This is a genomic window from Acidipropionibacterium virtanenii (genome assembly GCF_003325455.1).
Lineage (GTDB): Bacteria > Actinomycetota > Actinomycetes > Propionibacteriales > Propionibacteriaceae > Acidipropionibacterium > Acidipropionibacterium virtanenii.
Map to the genome: position 1 here is coordinate 1,659,298 of NZ_CP025198.1, position 18,558 is coordinate 1,677,855.

General features: G+C 69.9%; 14 protein-coding genes. 11 read left to right on the forward strand and 3 right to left on the reverse strand.

Going from position 1 to position 18,558, the window contains the following annotated elements; genetic code table 11:
- Positions 1-39 precede the first annotated feature (39 nt).
- The 9 genes from JS278_RS07635 (at position 40) to JS278_RS07675 (ending at position 11,634) form a co-directional block, all read left to right on the forward strand.
- Positions 40-1,857: a glycosyltransferase gene (locus JS278_RS07635; RefSeq protein ID WP_114044653.1), complete on the forward strand. Its 1,818-nt coding sequence runs from the start codon at positions 40-42 to the stop codon at positions 1,855-1,857.
- Positions 1,844-2,869, forward strand: a complete 1,026-nt coding sequence (locus JS278_RS07640; RefSeq protein ID WP_147243171.1) for a hypothetical protein — start codon at positions 1,844-1,846, stop codon at positions 2,867-2,869. The genes JS278_RS07635 and JS278_RS07640 overlap by 14 nt, the downstream gene beginning before the upstream one ends.
- 64 nt (positions 2,870-2,933) lie before the next feature.
- Positions 2,934-3,647 (forward strand): hypothetical protein, encoded by a 714-nt coding sequence (locus tag JS278_RS07645; protein ID WP_114044655.1) that lies wholly within the window; start codon positions 2,934-2,936, stop codon positions 3,645-3,647.
- Positions 3,644-4,477 carry a hypothetical protein gene (locus tag JS278_RS07650; RefSeq protein ID WP_114044656.1) on the forward strand — a complete coding sequence of 278 codons (834 nt, stop codon included), beginning with the start codon at positions 3,644-3,646 and terminating at the stop codon, positions 4,475-4,477. The genes JS278_RS07645 and JS278_RS07650 overlap by 4 nt, the downstream gene beginning before the upstream one ends.
- 31 nt (positions 4,478-4,508) lie before the next feature.
- Positions 4,509-5,849, forward strand: a complete 1,341-nt coding sequence (locus JS278_RS07655) for an O-antigen ligase family protein (RefSeq protein WP_181833851.1) — start codon at positions 4,509-4,511, stop codon at positions 5,847-5,849.
- 100 nt (positions 5,850-5,949) lie between these two features.
- On the forward strand, positions 5,950-7,239 hold the full coding sequence (locus tag JS278_RS07660; RefSeq protein ID WP_245935242.1) for a glycosyltransferase family 4 protein: 1,290 nt from the start codon (positions 5,950-5,952) through the stop codon (positions 7,237-7,239).
- Positions 7,236-8,438, forward strand: coding sequence for a glycosyltransferase (locus JS278_RS07665; RefSeq protein ID WP_181833852.1), 1,203 nt, complete (start codon positions 7,236-7,238; stop codon positions 8,436-8,438). The genes JS278_RS07660 and JS278_RS07665 overlap by 4 nt, the downstream gene beginning before the upstream one ends.
- Positions 8,438-10,294, forward strand: coding sequence for an asparagine synthase (glutamine-hydrolyzing) (gene asnB, locus JS278_RS07670; RefSeq protein WP_114044660.1), 1,857 nt, complete (start codon positions 8,438-8,440; stop codon positions 10,292-10,294). The genes JS278_RS07665 and asnB (JS278_RS07670) overlap by 1 nt, the downstream gene beginning before the upstream one ends.
- The gene (locus tag JS278_RS07675; RefSeq protein WP_114044661.1) at positions 10,291-11,634 is read left to right on the forward strand and encodes a glycosyltransferase; all 1,344 of its coding nucleotides are present in this window, start codon (positions 10,291-10,293) and stop codon (positions 11,632-11,634) included. The genes asnB (JS278_RS07670) and JS278_RS07675 overlap by 4 nt, the downstream gene beginning before the upstream one ends.
- A gap of 23 nt (positions 11,635-11,657) precedes the next feature.
- Here the strand turns inward: JS278_RS07675 and JS278_RS07680 are convergent, their stop codons facing one another.
- The gene (locus JS278_RS07680) at positions 11,658-13,103 is read right to left on the reverse strand and encodes a PIG-L family deacetylase (RefSeq protein WP_181833853.1); all 1,446 of its coding nucleotides are present in this window, start codon (positions 13,101-13,103) and stop codon (positions 11,658-11,660) included.
- A 150-nt stretch (positions 13,104-13,253) separates the two neighbouring features.
- Between JS278_RS07680 and JS278_RS07685 the strand changes: the two genes are divergently transcribed.
- Positions 13,254-14,768, forward strand: coding sequence for a class I adenylate-forming enzyme family protein (locus JS278_RS07685; RefSeq protein WP_114044663.1), 1,515 nt, complete (start codon positions 13,254-13,256; stop codon positions 14,766-14,768).
- Entirely contained in the window at positions 14,765-15,601 is an 837-nt protein-coding gene (locus JS278_RS07690) for a hypothetical protein (protein ID WP_114044664.1), read from the forward strand. The genes JS278_RS07685 and JS278_RS07690 overlap by 4 nt, the downstream gene beginning before the upstream one ends.
- Here the strand turns inward: JS278_RS07690 and nadE are convergent.
- Both nadE and asnB (JS278_RS07700) read right to left on the reverse strand, forming a co-directional pair.
- Entirely contained in the window at positions 15,598-16,575 is a 978-nt protein-coding gene (gene nadE, locus JS278_RS07695; RefSeq protein ID WP_114044665.1) for an NAD(+) synthase, read from the reverse strand. The two genes, JS278_RS07690 and nadE, sit on opposite strands and share 4 nt — an antisense overlap.
- Positions 16,572-18,482, reverse strand: a complete 1,911-nt coding sequence (gene asnB / locus JS278_RS07700) for an asparagine synthase (glutamine-hydrolyzing) (RefSeq protein WP_245935243.1) — start codon at positions 18,480-18,482, stop codon at positions 16,572-16,574. The genes nadE and asnB (JS278_RS07700) overlap by 4 nt, the downstream gene beginning before the upstream one ends.
- Between the last annotated feature and the right edge of the window lie 76 nt (positions 18,483-18,558).

Below are 18,558 nucleotides of genomic sequence, written 5' to 3' on the forward strand. Positions count from 1 at the left end.
GTGGATTCCCGTTCAGGATGTACACAGTCAGGACGAGCAATGGACACGAATGCGGCCGAGTCGGTCGATCGATCCCAGGAGCCCCGGTTCGCGGGTCCGGACGCAACGGTCGACGTCGCCGTCATCGTCGTCACCTACAACAGCGCCGGAGTGATCGAGGGCCTGGTCCGCTCCCTGCGCGAGGATGCCGGGGATCTGTCCCTGCGGGTCATCGCGGTCGACAACGCATCGACCGACGGCACCCCAGACGTGGTCGCCCGGATCGCCGACGTCACCGTGATTCCCGCCGGCGGGAACCTCGGCTACGCCGCGGGCATCAACATCGGGATGACGGCGGTCGGCGCTGCCGACGATGTGCTCATCCTCAACCCCGACGTCCGGATTCTGTCGGGCTGCCTGGCCGCCCTGCGCACCCGGCTGCGGGCCGGGGCGTCGTGCGCGGTCCCGGCCATCCTGGACTCCCGCGGCGAGCTCACGCAGTCGCTGCGGCGCGAGCCGACCCTCCTCGCCGCGGCCGGGGACGCCCTGCTGGGCAGCCGGTGGCCCACCCGCCCCGGAGCCCTGTCCCAGACGGTCCGCTCGTCGGAGGCCTATCGCGGCGCTCATCCGATCGACTGGGCCACCGGGGCCGCTCTTCTCATCGATCGCCGAGCCGCCGAAGAGCTGGGGCGGTGGGATGAGCGCTTCTTCCTCTACTCCGAGGAGACCGACTTCTTCCACCGTCTGCGCGCGTCGGGCCGCCAGGCGTGGTTCGAGCCCGAGGCGCAGGTCGTCCACGCCGAGGCCGGCTCGGGCAGGCCCCCCGAACTGGTGGCCCTCACCATCGTCAACGCCGTCCGCTACGCACAGAAGCATCATCCTCGCACCGCCCGTCCACTGCAGGGCATTCTGGCCCTTCACGAGCTGCGCAGATGGCGTGATCCCGACCACCGGGTGGCCCTGCAGGCGCTGCTGTCGCGACGCCGTTGGGCGGGACTTCCGCACGCGACCGGTACCGGCCGCCAGAGCGTCGACCATCTCCTCGTGACCCGGTTCAATCTGCCCTCCCACGGGCCGGAGAGCCTCATCCGTGCCCGGGAGGGCTGGCTCCAGAACCGCATCGAGCTCTTCGAGCGCTACACCGTACCGTCGGTGCGCTCCCAGACGAACCAGGATTTCTCGTGGCTGGTGTATCTGGATCCGCTGAGCCCTCAGTGGCTCCTGGACCGGCTCGCCCCGCTGGTCGACGAGGGACTTCTCGTGGCGCGATACCGGGAGGAGGTGGGATGGCAGGACGTCGCCGCAGACGCCGGCGAGGTGACGGGTGGGCGGGGCGGGATGCTCATCACCACCAACCTGGACAATGACGACGCCCTGGCCGTCGATTTCGTGGATCGGCTCCGCGAGGCGGCGCTCGACGGTCGCCGCGGGGCGGTCTACCTGGCCGACGGGCTGATCCGGGTGGACGGCCGCCTCTACCGGTGGCGGGATCCGGTCAACGCCTTCTGCAGTGTCATCGAGACCTGGGAGGCGCCGCAGACGGCCTGGCGGGACTGGCACATCCTGCTGCGCCGGCACATGGCCGTGACGTCTCTGGAAGGCCCTCCGGGATGGCTCCAGATCGTTCACGGCAGGAACGTCAGCAACCGTATCCGCGGCCGGCTGGCCGACCCGGCGTCCTGCCGCACGCTCTTCCCGGGCTCCCTGGACGACGTCGAGTCCCCTGGTCGACACGATCTCCTGATCGACGCCCTGGTCGCCCGCCCGGCGCGGGAGACTCGCGAGATCGTCCGCGGCGCCGGCAAGCGGATACTGCTGGGAGCCATGGGCAAGAACGGGCTGGAGCAGTTGAAGGAACGTTTCCATGCGGCGCGCTGACCGGAGTGGTGGGCGAATGCCGTGGCTCGCCCCGGCGGGCTTGACGGCCGCCCTCTGCCTGGCCATGGCCGGCTGTGGCGGACCCGCCCCGGGCAGTGCGGTCTCAGGGTCGCCGGCGCCGTCGAGTCCGGCGGCCTCGTCGGGGGGTCGGGCGCCCACCGAGGGGTGGACGATCACCGCGGCCAACGTCGGCCTGCGGCGCCTGGGCCTGCGCTGCGATGGGCTCCCGGCCTACCGGGGGCCCACCAAGGTACCCGCCGGCACGACGATCTCGGGCCGGCTCATCAGCACCGGCCTGGATCTGTCCGCCGGCCGGATCACCATCGAGAGGTCCTGCGTCCGGCCGACCACGGCGGCCCCCGGCATGCCGATCCTCGGCACCACGGACTACGACAGGATGCGTCCGCCACCCGCGAAGGTGATCATCCGGGACACCGATATCGACGGCTCCAGGCTGGATACCGGGTCCGCGGCACGGGCCACCGGATTCATCGGGGTGGCGGACCTGGAGAGGAACTACATCCACCGGTTCGGCAGCGGCATCGCCGTCATGAACGCCGGATCCGGACTCGACTCACTGGTCGAGCACAATTACGTCACCGGGCTCGTCGCGGTGGGGGACCCGGCCAAGGACGGCACCCATTCGGACGCCTTCACCGTGCGCGACTTCGATATCGCCAAGAAGCCCGGCCGGACGCTGATCGTGCGCCACAACCGGTTCGACTGCGACTCCGGCGCGGACACCGGCGCACTGTTCATCCAGACCTACGCCGGGTCGATCGGCAATGTGCTCGTGGAGGGGAATCTCCTCGAGGGGGGCGGATATCAACTGGGTCTCAATCAGGCGAACCACCCCTACAGTAATGTGCGTGCCGTCAACAATCGGTTCAGCGGAACCGGTTGGGGACCGGCCTACGTCCAGGGCGGAGCCGGCTGGACCCGATGGGAGGGCAATCATCTCCACGGCGCCGGCGGCGTGGGGGTTCAGGGCGCAGCGGTGGCCCGACCATGAGGCCGGACAGGTCGGCGGCGACGATGACGAGGGCCTCGCAAGGGTCCGGTGCGAAGGGCACGAGATGAGTTTCCAGGCGGTGATGGGCACAGCGGCGCGACGGTGGTACGTCGTCGTGGCGGCCGTGCTGTGCGCTCTTGGAGTCGGGTACATGTGGATGCGGGACGGCGGCTGCTACAGCGCCGCGACGACGGTGAGCTTCACTCTGCCGGCCCGTTCGGCCCTGCTGCCCGAGAGCGGCCGGGAGGACGGGAGCGTCATCGCCTTCGCAGGGGCCGTGGCGGGAGAGATCAACCAGGGCAGGGAGCCCGCGACCTACGCCTCCGACGACGCTCCCCTCTACGGGGTGGGTGTGCGGCAGGGGGTGCTGGTAGCGATGCCGAACTCCGGCGGGCAGTGGTCATCCATGTACGCCAGGGCCGACATCGAGATCCAGGTCGTGGGGCGCAGCCGCGAGTGGGTGGAGATGACCCGCCGCGCCACCATCCAGAAGGTTCTCGCGGTGTCCAGGGAACGCCAGGTCTCGGCCTACTCGGACCCGCAGAGATTCATCGTCCCCACCGTCATGCCCCTCACCAGCGGCATTCAGCACGTGACCGTCTCCCGGACGGAACAGCTCCTGGCGTTCTGCGCGCTGGTGAGCGCCGGAATGCTGGTGGGCACCTCGGGTGCCGTGATGTTGGACCGGGCGTGGGCCCGGTACCGAACAGCCCAGCGCCGACCAGCCCAGTACCGAACAGCCCAGAACCGATCTGACGACGGAAGGCCCTCCGCATGACCGTCATCCAGACTCTGCGCGGACTCCTGCGACGCTGGTACATCCTCGTCGCGGGCCTGGTGATCGCCGCCGCCGCGGCGGCGGTGGTCTGGAGCGTCGTGCCCGCGACCTATACGCGGACCTCGACCCAGATCCTCCTTCCGGGTGCCGGAATGGTGCCCACCGGGAGCAACCCCTACATGTATGTCGGCGGGCTGGTGCCCGCAGCCGATATCGTCGTGCGCGGCCTGGGGTCGAGCAATGTGATCGACGAGGTGGTCAGGGGCAGGCCCACCACCAGCGTCCAGGTGACCCGCGATCCGACGACCTCGGGACCGGTGATCCTCATCACCGTGGAGTCGCGCAGCGATGCCGACGCGGCCGCCGCGCTGTCCGCCATGAACCAGCGCACCGCAACGATTCTGGACACCCTGCAGGCCGAGGAGAGCATTCCCCAGCGGCAGCGCATCTCCGTCGTGACCGTCTCCGTCGACAAGCGCGGGATCATCGGCCAGCGGACCCGGCTCCTGGCCACCGGGGCCGCCGGGGCGGGGGTGCTCGCGCTGGCCGTCCTGATCGCCTCCTTCGTCGAAGGGATCGGCCCGGGCTCACGCGGAAAGAACCGGATGCCTGAATCCGAGGGGCGGGCCGAGGAGGACGGCGAGGAGACCCAGGGCGGGGAGGATCAGGCTGAGGAGGCCCGGGCCGAGGAGGATCCTCGGAGTGCCTCAGTCGATCCCGTGGAGTCGGCCCCAGCACCGCCGGACCCCCCAGTACCGCCGGACCCCGCCGCGGAGGAGAGCCTTCCCGACTCGAGGAGCAACCGTGCCGACCGGGCCTCCATCGGCTGAGCCCGGCCCCAGGGGGTTCGGGGCGGTCGGCATGCTGACGGTCCACATCACCCTGCTCCTGGCCGTCCCGTCCAACCTCACCGTGGCGGGCATGGGCACCTACGGCCGGCCGGCGATGCTCTGGGGGCTCGTGCTCCTGGGATGGTGGGTGCTGTGGAGACTGGAGGGCGGCGTCCCCCCTGCCGGACGAGGCATCGGACCGGCGAGGATCGCGGTGCTCCTGCTGGTCCTGGTCATCCTGATGAGCTTCGCCCACGCGCTGCTGCGGGGCCAGCCGGCCGATCAGATCAGTCCGGCGATCTCGGCCCTGATGCGGACCGCGTCCTGGTGCGGGGTATTCCTGGTCGCGATGGACGGCCTGATCGATTCCGACGATGTCGTGCGACTGGTGCGTCGGCTGGTCGTCCTCACCGGGATCGTGGCCGCCCTCGGCCTGGCGCAGTTCGCCACCCACAGGACCTTCCTGGCCTGGGCCGAGGGGATACCGGGGATGGCCTTCGGAACCGACGACGTCGCGTCGCGGGGCGTGTTCGCGCGCGCCGTCGGCACCGCGACTCATCCCCTGGAGTTCGGGGCGGTGGTGGTCGGGATGCTGCCGCTGGCCATCGCGGCCGCCATGGGGAACGGGTTCAGGAGCGGCCGGAGGATGCGGATCGGCTGGTGGCTCCCGGCAGGGATCGCGGTCCTCGTGGCCCTGGTCTCTGTCTCCCGTTCGGCGATCATCGGGCTCGTGGTGGCGATCCTGGCCTCGATGCCCGGCATGGCGCCCAGGGCGCGGCGGATCCTGGCGATCCTCGGTGTGCTGGCGGTCGCGGTCGTGGCGGTGGCCGTGCCGGGAATGGCCACGACCGTGATCACGCTGTTCACCGGCGCCGAGGATGACCCCAGCACCCGGTCACGCGCCGCCGCGCTCTCCCGCGTTCCCGAGTTCCTGTCGGCCTCCCCGCTGCTGGGGGCCGGATTCGGGACTTTCCTGCCGCGCTACTACATCTTCGATGACCAGTGGGTCCTCACCCTGGTCGAGCTGGGCATCGCGGGGGCCGCCGCGCTGGCCGCGGTCTTCCTGGCCTCCGGGTGGAGCGCGGTCCTCGCGGCCAGGCGCCTGGATCCCGCCGCGGCCGCCGTCGCCCGCGCATCGGCGGCATCCGTCCTCACCCTCGCCGTGCTGTACGCCTTCTTCGACGCGCTCGGGTTCCCGATGTCGGCCGGCCTGCTCTTCCTGGTGGCCGGCCTGTGCGCTGCGCTGTACCGGATGAGTACCCGCTCGAAGACATCCGTGCAGTCCTCCGAGGTCAATGTGAACAGGAACCACCTCATGGGAGACTTGGAGCAGAGGAGACGGCCTGCCCCGGATCCTCACGGCATGGAGTGATCGATGATGAGCCCCGCTCACCCGAAGAAAGACCGAGGGAGCCATGCGAAAGCGTCAGCGACGACCGAACACAGACCGTGACAGGCACATTCTGATCATTGTGCAGAACCTGCCCGTACCCTTGGACCGCAGAGTGTGGCTGGAGTGCCAGGCGCTGCGGTCCAACGGTTACAACGTCAGTGTCATCTGCCCGAAAGGCCCGGGAGATCCTGCCCATGAGGTCATTGACGGCGTCCACATCCACAAATACCGTCCGGCCCGCGAGGCCCGGGGCCTGGCCGGCTTCGCACTCGAGTTCGCCTACTCATGGCTGTGCACCGCCTTCCTCTCGGTGAGGGTCGCCAGATCGCTGCCCTTCCGGGTCATCCAGGCCTGCAATCCGCCGGACACCTACTGGCTGCTCGCCCTCCTGTGGCGCCCGGCCGGCGTGGCATTCGTCTTCGACCACCACGACCTGAATCCCGAGCTGTTCATCTCCCGGTTCGGAACCCCCACCTCGGCCGTCCAGCGGGCGGAGTTCGTCCTTCTGTCGCTGTTGGAGAAACTCACCCATCGGACGGCGGACCGTGTCATCTCGACCAACGAGTCCTACCGGCAGATCGCCATCCGCCGCGGGCGGGTGGATCCCGGGCACGTCACGGTGGTGCGCAGCGGCCCGGACACCCGGGGGATGAGACCGAGGTATCCACGGCGACCACGGCCGGCCGACGCCGTCGAACTGGTCTATTTGGGCATCATGGGGCCCCAGGACTGCGTCGAGAACGTGCTCCACGTCATGGTCGAGCTCGTGCACCGGAGGGGGCGCACCGACGTCCACGCCACCCTCATGGGATTCGGCGACTCCCTGGAGAAGTTGAAGAAGATGGCCCATCGGCTCGATCTGGACGACTGGGTCACCTTCACCGGCCGCGCCGACCGCCCGATGATCGCCGAGCAGTTGAGCCGCGCCGATATCGGCCTGTGTCCCGACCTGAAGACCCCCCTCAACGACCTGTCGACGATGAACAAGACGATGGAGTACATGGCCTTCGCACTGCCATCGGTCTCATTCGATCTCACCGAGACCATGGTGAGCGGCGGGGACGCCATCCTGGTGGTGCCGTCGGGGGACCTGTCGGCCTTCGTCGAGGCGGTCGAGAAACTCGTCGTCGACCGGGATCTCAGGCTGAGCCTGGCCCGGAAGGCCCGTTCCCGGGTCGTCGAGGAGCTCGACTGGCGTCCCCAAGCCGCCGCCTACGTCGGGGTGTACGACTCCCTGCTGGGGATCGACCGTCCGGAAGGAGTGGTCCAGCGGCACCTGCCTCCCCGCACCGAGGACGAATGGGGAAACCCTCTGGTCCCGCTGGACGACGAGGACGAGCTCGACCGGTTCATCCTGGAGCGCCGATGAGGGGGAAAGCCCCGCGCGGCCCGCGGGGCGGCGGCGAGGGATTCATCTGGTTCGCGGCCCAGGACTGGTGGTACCACAACCGGGCGCACTCGGACTTCCAGCTGATGCGCCAGGTCGCCCGGAGCCGCCCGGTGCTGGTGGTCAACAGCCTGGGGCTGCGCGCCCCCGGGCCTCGGAACAGCACGAGACCCGGCAGACGCATCCTGCGCAAGCTGCGCAGCATGACCAGATTCCTGCGGCGTCCGGTGCCCGATCTGCCCCGCTTCCACGTGTACACGCCTCTGATGCTCCCGGTCTACGGCCGCAGCGGCGCGCTTCTGCGCCTCAATGCGTGGCTCATCCGACTCCAGGTACGTGCCGCGGCCCGGCTGTCGGGCATCGGTGGCGCACCGGTGATCGGGGCGACGATACCGACCGCCTGGCCGGTGGTGGAGCCGATACCCCGTTCGACTCTCATCTTCAACCGTTCGGACCTCCAGTCGGCCTTTCCCGAGGCCGACGGAGGCTGGGTCGCCGGCCTCGAAGGGGAGTTGCTGACCCACAGCGACCGGGTGCTCTACGTGAGCCACGAGTTGATGAGACGGGACCGTCCGGTGGTGGGCGACAGGACCCTGTTCATCGACCACGGGGTGGATCTGGACCATTTCAGCCCCACCGGCCCGGTTCATCCCCTCATCCGGCAGATCCCCGGGCCACGGATCGGCTTCTTCGGCGGGATCGACGACTACGTCGTCGATCTGGATCTCATCGCGCGGACCGCCCGTGGGCTGCCGGAGGCCAGCGTCGTGCTGATCGGCGACGCCACCTGCCCGATGGACGGGCTCACGGCTCTGCCGAACGTCCACTGGCTCGGGTTCCAGGACTACCAGGAGATCCCCGCGCTGGGACGCGGCTTCGATGTCGCGATCATGCCGTGGCTCGGCAACGAGTGGATCCGCTTCGCCAATCCGGTCAAGCTCAAGGAGTACCTGGCGCTCGGCCTTCCGGTGGTGACCACCGAGTACCCCGAGGTCGAGGACTGGCGCCATCTTGCCCGGGTGGCGCCGACGCCGGGGGCCTTCGTCGACGAGGTGGCCGGGGCGCTGGCCGATCCGGGCGATCCCGGGCCGCGGCTTCGGGCCGTGGCGCCGTACTCCTGGGCGGGGAGGGCCGACGTCCTACTGGCCGCAGCGGCACCGGTTGCGGGGGGCGAGCGCTGATGTGCGGGATCGCAGGAGTGCTGGGCCTTCGTGACGCGGCCTGCCGGGCGGGGCTGGAGAGGATGGCCGCATCCCTGCGGCACCGGGGCCCGGACGAGACCTCGGTCTGGGCCGACGGCCGACTCGGCCTGGCCCACACCCGGCTGTCCATCATCGACATCGCCGGCTCCCACCAGCCGATGCACTCGGTCGACGGCACATGGAGCATCGTGTTCAACGGGGAGATCTTCAACTACCGGGATCTGCGCAAGGATCTCGACTACCCCTTCGCGACCGAGGGCGACACCGAGGTGCTGCTCGCCGGGCTCGTCCGCCACGGCATCGGATTCGTGGACCGGCTTCGCGGTCAGTTCGCCTTCGCCGCATATCACCACCCGGGCTCGACCCTCCACCTGGTGCGCGACCGGCTCGGCGTGCTGCCCCTGTACTACCGCCACGATGCCGACGGGATCGTGTTCGGCTCCGAGATCAAGGCGATCAACGCCTACACCGGAGCTGCACCGACCGTCGACCTCGACAGCCTCGACGCGTACCTGGCGGGCCGCTCGGTGCCGGCGCCCTTCACCCTCTACGCGGGTGTGGCGAAGCTCCCGCCCGGCCATCGTGCGGAGATCGGGGAGACCGGGAGCCCGGAGGTGCATCGGTACTGGGCGCCGCCTCCTGCCGACCACACGATCGCCGGCCCGGCCGAGGCGATCGAGATGGCGGACCTGAGGATCCGTGACGCGGTGGGGTCCGCGCTCGTGGCCGACGTGCCGGTCGGCTCCTACCTGAGCGGCGGGGTGGACAGCAGCCTCATCGTCGCGATCATGAAGCAGTTGCGCGGCGGCGCGCCGGTCGACACCTTCGCCGCCGGTTTCGGCGACCCCCGCTTCGACGAGCTGGAGCAGGCCCGGCGGGTCGCCGACCGGGTCGGCACCCGGCACCACACGGTTCAGGTGCGGGCCGAGGACTTCCTCGACCTGTGGCCGGCCCTCACCTGGCACCGTGACGCGCCGATCTCCGAACCGGCCGACATCGCCGTCTTCCGGCTGGCCGAGAGCGCTCGGGAGCACGTCAAGGTGGTGCTGAGCGGGGAGGGCGGTGACGAACTGTTCGGCGGATATCCCAAGTACCGGTACGCCTCCTGGGCCCGGGCGGCCCGACGGGTGCCGCCGGGACCGCGACGCGGCGCCGGGCGGATCCTCGACGCCCGCCTGCCGGCCCGGATGAGCCGTCATCGCACCGCGCTGCGAGCCCTGGTCGCCGGTTCCGAGGCGGACCAGCTCGCCACCTGGTTCGCCCCCTTCACCAGCGAGGAGCGGCGGGCCCTGATCGGGCACACCCCCGCCCCGGAGCGGAGGCGCCGGCCGCCCGAGGGGGCCGACGACATCGACCGGATGCTGCGCCACGACCTGGCGAGCTGGCTGCCCGACAACCTGCTGGAGCGCGGCGACAGGATGACGATGGCGGCCTCGCTCGAGCTGCGCCCGCCCCTGCTGGATCATCGGTTGGTCGAGTTCGCGTTCGGCCTGCCCTCGGACCTGAAGGTCCGCGACCGGGTACCGAAATGGCTGCTCAAACAGGTCGCCAGGCGCTACCTTCCCGAGGAGATCGTCTTCCGGCCCAAGGTCGGGTTCCGGGTCCCGCTGGACCGGTGGTTCCGGGCCGGACTGCGCGAGACCACCCGTGACCGTCTGACCGGCCAGGACTCCTTCGTCGGCTCGGTGCTCGACCGTCGAACCGTCTCCAGGCTGCTGGACCGTCACGAGAGCGGACGCCACGACGAGGAGATCCGCATCTGGACGCTGCTGTCACTTGAGGTCTGGCACGAGGTCTGCGTGGCGGGCTGGGCGAGCCCTCGGCGCGCGCCGTGAGCGGCTCAGAGGGACGACGTCGGCTGGCAGCCCTGGGATACCGGGGCCTGCTCGGCCTCACCGCCCTCACCGACGCGCTGCCCTCGCGCCTGCGGTTCGGGCACTGGCAGTCGGCGCTGGCCCTCATGCGCCCACCGGCCGAGCTTGCGAGCGTGCCTCGGCACGCTGCTCCACCGGAGGCGCCGAAGGGGGTTGCGCCGCGCCCGGCCGGTGGTGCGACGCTCAGCTGCATGCTGGTGGCGGGGGCACTGGACGGCGGGGGAGTCGAGCAGGTGATCTCCGCCCTGGCTCTGGGGCTGCCCGCTCAGGGATTCGAGGTGGAGGTGGTCACAGACCGGTCGGGTCGGGTCGGTCGCGAGTTGCAGGAGGCCGGTGCGAGGGTGAGCGTCTGCCCTTCCGACGGCCTGGCCGGTCTCATCGCGGAGCACCGCCCCGACGTCATCGAGCTGCACCGGCCCGATCCGGGCCTGGTTCGGGCGGTCGCCGCCGCGGCCTCACCCGTCATCCCCGTCTTCCACGCCGTCGAGTCCTACCTGGACCGGGCGGCCGTGGTCGGCCTGGGGGAACTCGCGCGGGCTGCCCCGTCGTGCATCGCCGTCAGCAGCGGGGTCGGCAGATTCTTCGCCGGGCTGACCGGCGGTGCGAGGATCACGGTGGTGGTCAACGGGGTGGCGACGGCGGGCGCCGACCGGGCTCCCGGGCGAACGGCGGCACGCAGGGCCGTCTCGGAGGCGATCGGCACCAGGATCGACGACGGGGACATCCTGGTGGTCGCACTCCAGCGCTACAGCGACCAGAAGAATGCCGCCGGTCTGGTGGATGCCTTTCTGGCGGCCGCCGGGCAGGATCCGAGGTTGAGGCTGGTGATCGCCGGCTCGCCCGACAACTGGCTGGAGTACCGCCGCGCAGACCTGCTGCGGCGAGGCTCGCCACGCGGCCACCGGGTACACCTGCTCGGAGACTCCGACGCCGGGACCATCCTGGCGGCCGGCGACGTCTACGCCCTCGACTCATTCGCCGAGGGAGGACCGTTGAGCGCGGTGGAGGCGGCGCTGCACGGATTACCGCTGGTGCTCTCCGATGTGGGATTCGGCCGGGATCTGGCCGGGAGCCCCGGCGTCGTGGGGGAGGTCGTCGAGCGTCCTGGGGCGGGCCAGGCCCAGATCGACCTGGCACGGGCCAGACGGCGCCTCCACCAGTCCAACAGGGATCCGTTCGCCGCCGCCCTGGTGCGCGCCGCCACCTGTGGCAGGGGCCGGGCCGGCCGGATTCCGTCCCCCTTCACCGAGGAGGAGATGGTCGCCGGCCACGCCGCCGTGCTGCGGGCGGCCCTGCCCTGAACCGGCGTGCCCCGGGTGACCGATCAGCCGGGGGAGACCCGGGGAGCCCGGTACTGCCGCTGGACCCACCTCGCCGTGTCGCCCGAGGGACAGGTGGCCGCCGGGCCGCACAGTTCCGGATCGTAGGCCGCGTAGCTCAGCAGGGCCGCTGTCTTGCGGGCGAGGGCCTTCCCCGTGACATTGGCGGGTGCGGAGGTGATGCCGTATCCCCGGTACGCCAGCACCGGTGCTCGGACTCCCCCGAGGGCCTCCAGCGCGACTCTGGCGCTCGCCATGTGATCGGCGTGGTCCCCCTGGCCGGAGCGGGGATCCAGGATTCGCACGGTGGTGGCGCCGCTGGACTCTGCGATGGCACGCACCGTGGCGATGAGACCGGCCCGGTCATAGCTCCGGGACCCGTCCAGCGGCGTGATCGAGCGGATGCGGTTGTCGAGCAGTTTGATCACGGACTGGTTCCCGGTGGTCCGGGTGCCCGTCCCGTCGAGAGCGCCATCAGGCAGGCGAAGGCTGTAGAGGGTGATCCGGCCGGAGCCGGGGCTGGTGGAGACGTGTACCCGATGACCGGCGAAGGTCCGCTCTCCATCGGTCCACCCGGGTCCGGCGTCCATCCCCGTCATCGTGGAGTAGGCCATCTCGGGGCCGATCTCGCGGTTCCTCCAGTACTGGTCGCCATCGCCGGAATCACCGGCGGTCAGGTACACCGTCGTGGCGCAGGCTCCCGCGTCGAGGTCCTTCTGGATGTCGGGATTCATGAAGAGGATTTCGTCGTCCTGGTGGGCGACGATGGAGAGCACGGTCCTGGTGCAGTGATCGGCGCGCGGATCCGTGCCCGTGACGCTGACCCCCGCCGAGGTGAGCGCCGGTGCTCCGTTCCAGGCACTCATCCGGACCCGGTAGTCGATGGAGGCTCTCGGTCGGGGAAGTCGCAGGGTGAGATGCCCGTCGGTGTCGACGCGACCGGTCCCGGCGTCGGCCCAGATGGCGCCCTCGCGCTGCTGGAGGGTCACTGTGCGGCCGGGCCGAACCGGATAGGAGACGGCGCTCAGCGAGAGAGCCGAGGAGGAGGCGGCGGTCAGGCGGACGCTCTGGTCCACCGAGCGCACGGTCACCGGCGTGGTGATGGTCTGTGCGTATGACCTTCCCTGGTGGGTCGTGGCGGGGGACAGTGCGCGCAACGTGAGAATTCCGTCGGCCCTGAGAGTGAAGCGGAACCTGCCGTCGGCGCCGGTACGTCCTTCGCCGACGGTCACCCAGGTGCGGTTGTCCAGCTTCTGGAGGATCACCCCACGGGCGAAGCGGGTGGGCTGGGCGGAATGGAACTCGAACCGTTCCCCGTTCATGGGAACCTCGGGTGCGACGACCGTCGCGGGCTCGGCCTGGTCGGCGGAGGAATCGCGCGATGTACAGCCGGTGACGGCGATGGCCAGCACCAGGGGAAGCATGAATGTGCACAACGTTCGTGCCCGCATGTCCACCACTCCACTCAGGGTCGTCCGAACCGGGTGTGCGGAAACTGATCCACATGCTAGCGACCTGCGGGCTTCCCGGAGATGCCTCGCCGGGATGAGGGACCCATCGGCGCTGCGCTCGTTGACCCAGACGCCCGTTAACATTGCGCCATGAACACGGCCGAGTACCTGGTCGTCGGCGGTGCGGCCGGATCGGTCGCAGTCCTGGACTCCGACGGGGCACACAGCTACGCCGGTCTGCGTGGTGAGGTGGGGCGCCGGATCACGGCCCTCGACGGCCTCGGTCTTCGTCCCGGCGACCGGGTCGCGCTGGTCGGCCCCAACGGTTTCGGATGGGTGGCCTCGTACCTGGCGGTGCTCGCAGCAGGGATGGTCGCCGTGCCGATCCCGCACACCCTGCTGCCCGCCGAGGCGGTCTCCCGGGTGCAGTGGCTCGGTGTGAAGGCGGCGTTCGCCGGTCCCCTGGAGACCCGCCGGCTGGCAGGCCGGCTGCCCGGAACCCTTCCCCTGAGGTGGGACGGAGTGCCCGCCGCCGAGGCCGCGATCCCCTTCGTCGACGTGTCATCGGGCCAGGACGCTGTCCTGGAGTTCACCTCGGGGACCACCGGCAGCCCGCGGGTGGTCCGGCTGACCCATGGGAATCTTCAGGCCAACACGGAGTCGATCCTGGGATACCTGGGGCTGAGCAGCACTGATCGGGTCCTCGTGGTGCTGCCCTTCAGCTATGTCTTCGGGGCGTCCCTGCTGCACACCCACCTGAGGACCGGTGCCGCCATGGTGGTGCAGCCGAACGCCGCGTTCCCCCAGCAGATCGTCGAGACGCTGGCGGCCGAGCACTGCACGGGTTTCGCCGGGGTGCCGTCCACCTTCTCCGTCCTGCTACGCAACAGCACCTTCGCGGACCGGCCGCTGCCGCGGCTGCGCCTCATCCAGCAGGCCGGTGGAAGACTCGCACCGGCGATGGTGGAGGAGCTGCGCAGGGCGCAGCCCCAGGCGCGGCTGTTCCTGATGTACGGCCAGACCGAGGCGACTGCGCGACTGTCCTGCCTGCCGCCCGAGGATCTCGACCGGCGTCCGGGCTCCATCGGCCGGGGGATACCCGGGGTGAGCCTTCGTGTGGTCGGCGAGGACGGCAGGGACGTCGCTCCCGGACAGGTGGGGGAGATCAGGGCCCGTGGGGCCAATATCTCGCCCGGGTACCTCAATGACGCCGAGGAGACCGCCAGGCGGATGCCCGGCGGGGAGCTCCGGACCGGTGACCTGGCCACGGTCGACGAGGACGGGTACCTCTACGTCGTCGACCGCAGGGAGGATTTCATCAAGTCCTGGGGGGTGAGGATCTCCAGTCAGGAGATCGAGGCCGTGGCGCTCCAACTGACCGACCTCGTCTCGGTGGCCGTGGTCGGAGTCCCCGACGAGGCGGCCGGGGAGCGGGTCGAGATGGTGGCGGCGCTGCGGGACGGTTCCAGCCTCACCGCGAGCGATGTCATCGACCACTGCCGGGCCGGGCTGGCCAGGCACATGGTGCCCTCGGTGGTGCATCTCGTGGCCTCGATCCCCTTGAGCAGCAACGGTAAGGTCTCGAAGAACACCGTGCGTGAATTCTGTATCGATCTGGGCATCGATCCGGCCAGTGCCGACCAGTCCCCGGGAGGGCCGTCATGAAGCGCAAACCACTCGTCATCCTGCTCGCCGGCGTGCTCGTGGTCCTCGCCGCGAGCGGGTCATGGGTGCTGCTCGGGCGCCAGGACCGGCTGCCTGCGGCGGTCGGGAAGATCTCCTCGAAGCCCGGCGACCTGACATCCTTCGCCGGACGGCGGATCTTCTTCGGCCACCAGTCGGTGGGGGCGAACATCATCGACGGGCTGGGCTCGGTGTATCCCTCCCGCGCGACTGTGGCGCCGGCCGTGATCGAGACCCGAACGGATCCCGGGAGGAAGGGCGGGTACCTCGCCCACGCGCAGATGGGGACCAACGGGGACCCGATCGGCAAGCTCGCCGATTTCGAGTCGGTGCTCAACGGGTCGATGGGCGGGGCGATCGATGTCGCGATCCTGAAGCTGTGCTACATCGACGTGACCGCCGACACCGACGTCGAGGCGCTGTTCAAGAAGTACACGGAGACGATGGCCCGGCTGGAGGCCGCCCATCCCGGGGTGACCTTCATCTACACCACCGTCCCGCTCACCACGGAACGCGGATGGAAGCAGACCGTCAAGTCGTGGATCGGACGCGGCGATGAGGCGGGGCCGGCCGACAACCTGGCGAGACAGCGCTACAACGAACTGATCCGTCAGCGCTACGGCGCCACCGGCAGGCTCTTCGACATCGCCGCGATCGAGGCCACGATGGACAGCTCCCCGACCAGCCGGACCCGGGACGGCAGGACCTATTACGTGCTGCACCGCGGCCTGGCCGCCGATCCTGGACACCTGAACGGGCTGGGTTCACGGGTCGCCGCGGCCCGTCTCGTGACGCTGGTCGCGGCGCAGCGCTAGACCTCGGCGACCGGGCTCATGAGCACCGGTCCACGGTGCAGGTATGACGTGGTGCGCCGCTTCTGCTCGATGTCGCGGATCACGCGTTCCACCTGCTCGGCGGTCAACCCGGCGGCAGCCGCGATCTCTGCCGCCGGAACCCCGTTGTTGTGCCCGTAGAGGCACAGATCCATGAGGTCGTAGGGGAGGCTGAAGTAGAACTCCTCCTGGGACTGGGGCATCGAGTAGGTGTCGGTGGTCGGGGGCCTGGTGCGGATCGACTCGGGCACCCCGAGGTACTCGGCCAGGGCGTAGACCTGTGTCTTGTACAGATGGGCGATCGGCTTGAGATCGGCCGCCCCGTCACCGAGCTTGACGAAGAAGCCCTGATCGTACTCGAGCCGGTTCGGCGTGCCGGCGACCGCGTAGTTCAGCCGGTCGGCGTGGAAGTACTCCAGCGTCTTGCGGGTGCGCTGCTTGAAATTGGTGGCCGCCACGATCTCCAGGTAGGCCGCGGTGGTGAGGCGATGGGTCCGGGTCGTGCCGTCGGGGGCCTGGATGACGATGGAGTAGATGCGGTAGCGGTCGGAGTCCACCACACTCGGCAGGACGATCTTTGATCGGTATCCCGGGCCGTACTCGGGGAAGACCCGGCGGATGGCGTCATCGCGACGCCGATAGCAGCCGAAGGCCTCCAGCGCCGGGGAGATGTCCTCATGGCGGGAATCGACGCCGAGGGCGGAGATGAGTTCCGCGCTGAGGGGCAGGGTCTCGTCGGAGGACTCCGACTCGGGCATCTGGAGGGCGAGGACGCGCTCGGGTCCCAGGGCCCGCACGCACAGCGCCGCCACCACGCTGGAATCGATCCCCCCGGATACGGCGACGACGGTTCCCCTGCGCCGGTTCTGGCGCAGATAGCCGCGGATCCCCTCGCTGATCCGCGCGGTCTCCGCCTCGGCATCGATGCCGAGGCTCGCTGTGCTGAATTCGGTCACGGTGTGCTCCTTGTCCGGAAGTCGAGAACTGCTGGGTCGGTGGGGGATTGCAGGGGATCGCGGGCCGTTCGCGCCCGATGGAGCAGCAGCTGGGTGGACAGCACCAGCACGATGCGCATGTTGTCGGTGTTGCTCAGTCCCCTGCCGGATCGGCGGCGCGCCTTGGACATCAGGGCGGTCACCATCTCGGGGCGGAAGACCCCGGTCCGGGCCAGCGCGGCGGGGGAGGTGACGTCGCCGACCCAGTCCGGCGCGCCGTCGGCGAAGAAGCTCTCGGCGTCGGGGGCCCGGTAGGGCTGCTTGGGGCGGTGCAGGATCTCGTCGGGGAGCAGATCGGCGAAGGCCTTCTTGAGCAGGTGCTTCTCGTCGAGACCGGAGATCTTCTGCTCGGCCGGCAGGGAGGCGACGAACCGGCCCACATCGGCGTCGAGGAAGGGGAAGCGGCCCTCGACCGAGTTGGCCATCAGCATCCGGTCGCCCTGGGAGGCCAGGATGTACCCCGGCAGCAGGGTGGCCATCTCCAGCCACTGGGCGCGGGCGAGCATCTCCCACCGGTCGCTGCCGGGCGGCATCCGTGCCACCAGGTCCCCGGCGGAGGTCGAGTCGACGCGCAGGCCGGCGGTGAGCATGGGCTTGATCATCGAGGTGGTGTCCCAGCGAGGGCGGTGGGACATCGCGGGATCGGCGAGATCGAGATTCCGGCCGAAGAAGGCGGCGGCGAAGGCGGGCGCCCGGGCGGGGGACCGCTCCATCCAGGGGTAGAGACCCGCGACGGCGCGCTGCCGGGCGGCGGGGTCCGGATCGGTCCCCCACATCCGGCGGATCTTGGCCTCCAGGAAGATGTCGTATCCCGCGAGCACCTCGTCGGCCCCCTCACCGGTGACCACCACCTTGTACCCGCAGTCGCGCACCAGCCGCGAGAGCAGGAACATCGGGGCCGGTGCCGTGCGCAGCAGAGGATGCTCGGCATGCCAGACCACCTCGGGGAAGACCTCGGCGATGTCGCGCCCGGTCACCGCGATCTCATGGTGGCGGGTCCCCAGCCTGTCGGTGAGGAGATGCTGGTAACGGCCCTCGTCGTGCTCGGAGGTGTCGAAGCGCAATGAGAAGGTGTCGACGTCCACGTCGGTGAAGGAGGCGATGAGGGAGGCGGTCACCGAGGAGTCGATACCGCCCGACAGGTAGGCCCCCACCGGGACGTCGCTGCGTTCGAATCGCAGCCGGACCGCGTCGATCAGCATCTCGCGCAGTTCCTGGGCGTTGTCCTCCTCGCTCGCCCTGCTCGTCCGGCCCGGCTCTGGGAAGTCCGGGAACCAGTACCGGGATGTCTTCTGGTGGCCGTCGACCAGACTCAGGTAGCTGCCGGGCGGCACCTGGCTGATGCCCTCGAAGGGGCTGCGGGGGGCCACCGGCGCCCAGAAGGTGAGGGTCTGGTCCAGCCCGGCCGGATCCAGTTCGGCGCTTCCCCCGGCCACCGCGAGGAGGGCCTTGATCTCGGAGGCGAAGCGCAGCTGGTCGTCCTCGTGGGTGTAGTAGAGCGGACGGACCCCGTACCGGTCGCGGCACAGCACCAGTTCGCCGGTCCGGCGGTCCCACAGCGCCAGCGCCCACTGCCCGTTGAATCGGCCGAAGCATTCTGGGCCCCACTCCTCCCAGGCGTGCACGATGACCTCGGTGTCGCACCGGGTGCGGAAGGCGTGTCCCCGGTCGCGCAGCTGTTCGCGCAGCTCCACGTGGTTGAAGATCTCGCCGTTGAACGTGACCCAGACCCGGGAGTCCTCATTGCCCATCGGCTGAAGGCCGTTGCCCGTGTCGACGATGGCGAGCCTGGTGTGACCGAGCGCCACCCGGTCGTCGATGTAGTAGCCGCTGCTGTCCGGTCCGCGGTGGGCGAGCGTGGCCATCATCGTTGTGACCTGTTCGGGGACAGGAGGACGGTTCACCGAGTGGATTCCGCAGATGCCGCACACGGTCAGTGCCCGG

Excerpts from the sequence above, each read along its gene's own strand:
- JS278_RS07635 (WP_114044653.1), top strand. The coding sequence starts at position 40 with ATGGACACGAATGCGGCCGAGTCGGTCGATCGATCCCAGGAGCCCCGG.
- JS278_RS07640 (WP_147243171.1), top strand. The coding sequence starts at position 1,844 with ATGCGGCGCGCTGACCGGAGTGGTGGGCGAATGCCGTGGCTCGCCCCG.
- JS278_RS07645 (WP_114044655.1), top strand. The coding sequence starts at position 2,934 with ATGAGTTTCCAGGCGGTGATGGGCACAGCGGCGCGACGGTGGTACGTC.
- JS278_RS07650 (WP_114044656.1), top strand. The coding sequence starts at position 3,644 with ATGACCGTCATCCAGACTCTGCGCGGACTCCTGCGACGCTGGTACATC.
- JS278_RS07655 (WP_181833851.1), top strand. The coding sequence starts at position 4,509 with ATGCTGACGGTCCACATCACCCTGCTCCTGGCCGTCCCGTCCAACCTC.
- JS278_RS07665 (WP_181833852.1), top strand. The coding sequence starts at position 7,236 with ATGAGGGGGAAAGCCCCGCGCGGCCCGCGGGGCGGCGGCGAGGGATTC.
- asnB (WP_114044660.1), top strand. The coding sequence starts at position 8,438 with ATGTGCGGGATCGCAGGAGTGCTGGGCCTTCGTGACGCGGCCTGCCGG.
- JS278_RS07680 (WP_181833853.1), bottom strand. The coding sequence starts at position 13,103 with ATGCGGGCACGAACGTTGTGCACATTCATGCTTCCCCTGGTGCTGGCC.
- JS278_RS07685 (WP_114044663.1), top strand. The coding sequence starts at position 13,254 with ATGAACACGGCCGAGTACCTGGTCGTCGGCGGTGCGGCCGGATCGGTC.
- JS278_RS07690 (WP_114044664.1), top strand. The coding sequence starts at position 14,765 with ATGAAGCGCAAACCACTCGTCATCCTGCTCGCCGGCGTGCTCGTGGTC.
- asnB (WP_245935243.1), bottom strand. The coding sequence starts at position 18,482 with ATGATGGCCACGCTCGCCCACCGCGGACCGGACAGCAGCGGCTACTAC.